The sequence below is a fragment of the Microcystis sp. M49636_WE2 genome (genome assembly GCF_030065375.1).
GTDB classification, from domain to species: Bacteria; Cyanobacteriota; Cyanobacteriia; order Cyanobacteriales; family Microcystaceae; genus Microcystis; species Microcystis aeruginosa_C.
Window position 1 is genome coordinate 1 of sequence record NZ_JASJFG010000541.1, and the last position, 3,527, is coordinate 3,527.

Genomic DNA, 3,527 nt, shown 5'->3' on the forward strand with positions numbered 1-3,527 from the left:
GATTTATTAATTCTCGATGAACCTTCGGCAGCTTTATCTCCTATCTTAGTAACCAGCGTTTTTGAACAGATAAAAGCGATTAATCAGACGGGAACTGCAATTATTTTAGTGGAACAGAATGCCAAAAAAGCCCTAATGATGTCCGATCGAGGTTATGTTTTAGAAAGTGGTCAAGATCGTTTTCAGGGATCGGGTCAAGATTTACTCAATAACCCGAAAGTAGGGGAATTATACCTCGGGGCGGCTGATCATGGGGCCAAACGAGATGATTAGGAATTTGTTAAGGATTGAGGGGGATTTTGATTTCTTCCCGGAATTGGCTCTCCTAGGTTTGGTGGGTAAAATGTATTCTAAGATACATTTCTCCTAGCGAGGGGGTGGAACGAACCACAAAGACACAAAGGACACAAAGATCGATCGATCCTATATAATTTAAACTTATCACACAAAGTCGAGAAGAGCCCGGAATTTAGCGATAGGATAGTAATTGAGTACAAATCTCTACGGCCCTGATGTCAAGGTGGATAAGCCAGCAACCCCTAAATAGGGTCTGCTGAATAAATCTAAAAACCTTGTTGGGTAAGACTTTTAGACCTTTTGTCAATCAAAAAGTACTGGATCTGGGAGTGATCGGGGGTAAATTTAGGCACTTTTTCCCTGAAAATTAGGTAATTGGCCACCTCAAAACTGGTAAAACCCCACACCCCACACCCTGCCCCCAGGAAAAACTTTTTCAGCAAACCCTATTTATTAATCGATCAAGACAGTTGTGCTACTGCATTGAGAGCATAACTTTTAGTAATAAAAGGAGAAGTCATGGCTGTTAAAAGTCCTCCGTAATCAAGATTAAAACTGACTTCGCTTCCTACTTTTAACCTCTTGTTATGACTATCAAGAACTAGATGATCGCTACTAGAACCTAATATTTTTATCTCCTGACTTGTTTGTAATCCAGAGATAAGAACATCCTGTCTTCCTAATGCAATAATAACTCGACGGTGAATGCCTTGATCGATAAAGCTGGGAACATTACCAAAAGCATCTCGACCAATTTCTCCAGAGGGTAGAGATGGTTTATCTTTAGATTCGATTACTTCAGCAATTAACCGAAAAGCATCGGTATATAAGCCAGGTATCACTTGTCGATTAACTGTTTCACAACCTAATAAAATTGATTCTCCTAAACGCAGATTATTAATCCGACCAACTTCGCTACTTTTTTGATACCATTGATAGTTAGCAGAATTGCCTCCTGAAATAATCGGTAATTTTATTAAAAATTCCTGCTCAATTGTATCTGTTAACACAGATAATTTGCTCATATTATGGCTATCAGGTTTAATACCTCCATAACAAGCCAAATTACAACCCAGTCCAACAATTTTGATAAAGGGAAAAGCGAGGGTTTTTTTGATGAACTTGACGAGATCTTTCGGCAGTACACCTTCGCGTAAATCCCCTAACTCCGTCATGATAATAATGCGGTGTATTTTTTGCTTTTCTTGAGCATAATAGGAAAGTTCCTGAATTGTTGCTAATTCGGTATTTAAGCTGATATCTGCAATGTTAACCACTGATTCTGCTTGACTCAAGGCAGTACGCAACAGAACAAAAGTTGTCACTATTCCTGCTTGTTTCATTTTGAGAATATTTTCGATTCGAGAGTCAGCGATAAAGTTGACTCCACCTTGAATCATCGCCAAGGCGATCGAGGGATCACCCAAAATCGCTTTGGAAACTCCCATGACAGAAAGTCCCTTGCTGCCGTATAATTGGCAGAGTAAACGAGCATTATGGCGTATTTTCGGGAGAGAAATCTCGATTCTGGGTAAAAGGTCTTTCATCAGCCTATTTGCTCCCAATTGCGGGAATTGCAGCTAAAATTTCCCCTTTGATTTTCCGGTTTAATTTCGGAAAGCGATCGCATAAAGCTTGGACTAATTTCTCACATCCGTGTAACAAAACATCAGTAGTCGGTAACTGAAAATCTCGCTCATATTTGGCAATAATACGCTCAGTGGCTGCTGCGGTGAGATTTTCGTGATTAATCGCAATAGCGATAACTTTAGTGGGAGAAATTGCCTCAATTAGTGAAATTTCTTCCTGTAATTTTGGCATGGCTAAATGAGGAAAATCACAGCGAAATTTTCGGGCTGGGGGATGTTGTAAAATAATCCCATCGGGCCTACTTCCTTTCAAAATTCCCACGGAACTCATAAAAGCAGGATGACTCAGAGAACTTTGTCCTTCCACTAAAATAATATCGGGTTTTTCTTTCTCAAAAGCTTGAACCACAGCATTTTCAATTTCACCGATGACAAATTGAGAAACCAAAGCATCGATCGAAACCCCATATCTTGCTCCCTGCATCAAGCTAGTTTGTCCAGTAGCGACTAAGACAGACTTAATACCCAAGCCTTGGAGAGTTTGATTAACTGCCACCGCAGTGGTCATTTTTCCGCAAGCACAATCGGTTCCTAAAAAGGCAATAACGGGTATATTTACTTGGGAAATTTGCCCAGTAAATACATGAAGATCAGCTAATTGTGGTGGTTTACGAATGTCTGTAATTTGCACACCATACTGACTAGCTTGCTCCCTAAATTCTAAATCTTCGGAGAAGAATTGATGCAAACCATTAATAATATCCATTCCTTCTGCCATTGCTTCTAAAATTAGCAGCCTTTCTAGGGGGGGAATAAACGCTTCTAAGGGTGCTTTGCCGTAGATATAACAATTGGGAACATCTCTAAGTTTTTCTAAGGCTGTTTGTAAATTGGCAAAAATGGGAATATGATTTTTTTTATCTCCTAATGCTTCTCCCGCATCTTTTCCTGTTAAGGAACTATCCAGCACACCAACAATTGTATATATTTCTGATTGTCTGATCAAGCCAGCTGCCGTTTTTCCGTCCACACGTCCAAACTGATTTTCACAGTAAATTAAAGCCGTTTTTTTCGTTGATACCACTTTCTTAATCTCCTGAATATTAGATAATTGAAATTTCACTCCTAACTCCCAGTAAGTAGGGAGGCACAATTATTTGTAGGATGGGTTAGCGGTAGCGTAACATTAGCGGGCGTTGGGTTTCATGCTTCAACCCAACCTACGTTCATCTTATATTTAATTCCACCCACCTACTTAAGACTATTTATTCTTCTTCTTCTTCTATAGCATAATTATCTGGATCGATAATATCGTCTAGTTCTTCTAAAATTTGCGAATCGGGATGAGCATCAGATTGACGTAATTTTAATCTTCCTGTCCGTTCTAACCAATGGAGAAGGGTTTCTTTGGAAGTTATCTGCATAACAGGAATTGCCTGATAGCGAGGTTCTTGACTAAGAGAAGGATTAAATTTCATACCTGTTGAATTTCCTTTGAGAAGTTAACTCTATTGGTTGTTCTATTGTTGATCACGAAGCAACCCACAAAAAACTGAAAAAAATTGTCAAGTTTAGCAAAGTAAAAAAGTTCAGCTGTCAGATTTACTATTTGGACAGATAGATAGAGTCGGTTCCAATATA

At 39.1% G+C, this 3,527-nt stretch carries 3 protein-coding genes and 1 pseudogene; 1 reads left to right on the forward strand and 3 read right to left on the reverse strand.

What is annotated here, in order from left to right:
• Positions 1–273 (forward strand): annotated as a pseudogene (locus PX484_RS12545) (ABC transporter ATP-binding protein); the annotation flags it as partial.
• Between the two features lie 485 nt (positions 274–758).
• Here the strand turns inward: PX484_RS12545 and PX484_RS12550 are convergent.
• The 3 genes from PX484_RS12550 to PX484_RS12560 all read right to left on the reverse strand — a co-directional run bounded on the left by PX484_RS12550 (position 759) and on the right by PX484_RS12560 (position 3,364).
• Positions 759–1,844, reverse strand: coding sequence for an alanine/ornithine racemase family PLP-dependent enzyme (locus tag PX484_RS12550; RefSeq protein WP_002803441.1), 1,086 nt, complete (start codon positions 1,842–1,844; stop codon positions 759–761).
• A gap of 4 nt (positions 1,845–1,848) precedes the next feature.
• Positions 1,849–3,009: an N-acetyltransferase DgcN family protein gene (locus PX484_RS12555; protein ID WP_002803442.1), complete on the reverse strand. Its 1,161-nt coding sequence runs from the start codon at positions 3,007–3,009 to the stop codon at positions 1,849–1,851.
• A gap of 142 nt (positions 3,010–3,151) precedes the next feature.
• Positions 3,152–3,364, reverse strand: a complete 213-nt coding sequence (locus tag PX484_RS12560; protein ID WP_288104093.1) for a DUF3134 family protein — start codon at positions 3,362–3,364, stop codon at positions 3,152–3,154.
• Positions 3,365–3,527 lie beyond the last annotated feature (163 nt).

Bases quoted from the DNA above. Each gene is read 5' to 3' on its own strand.
- PX484_RS12550 (WP_002803441.1), bottom strand. From the start codon at position 1,844: ATGAAAGACCTTTTACCCAGAATCGAGATTTCTCTCCCGAAAATACGC.
- PX484_RS12560 (WP_288104093.1), bottom strand. From the start codon at position 3,364: ATGAAATTTAATCCTTCTCTTAGTCAAGAACCTCGCTATCAGGCAATT.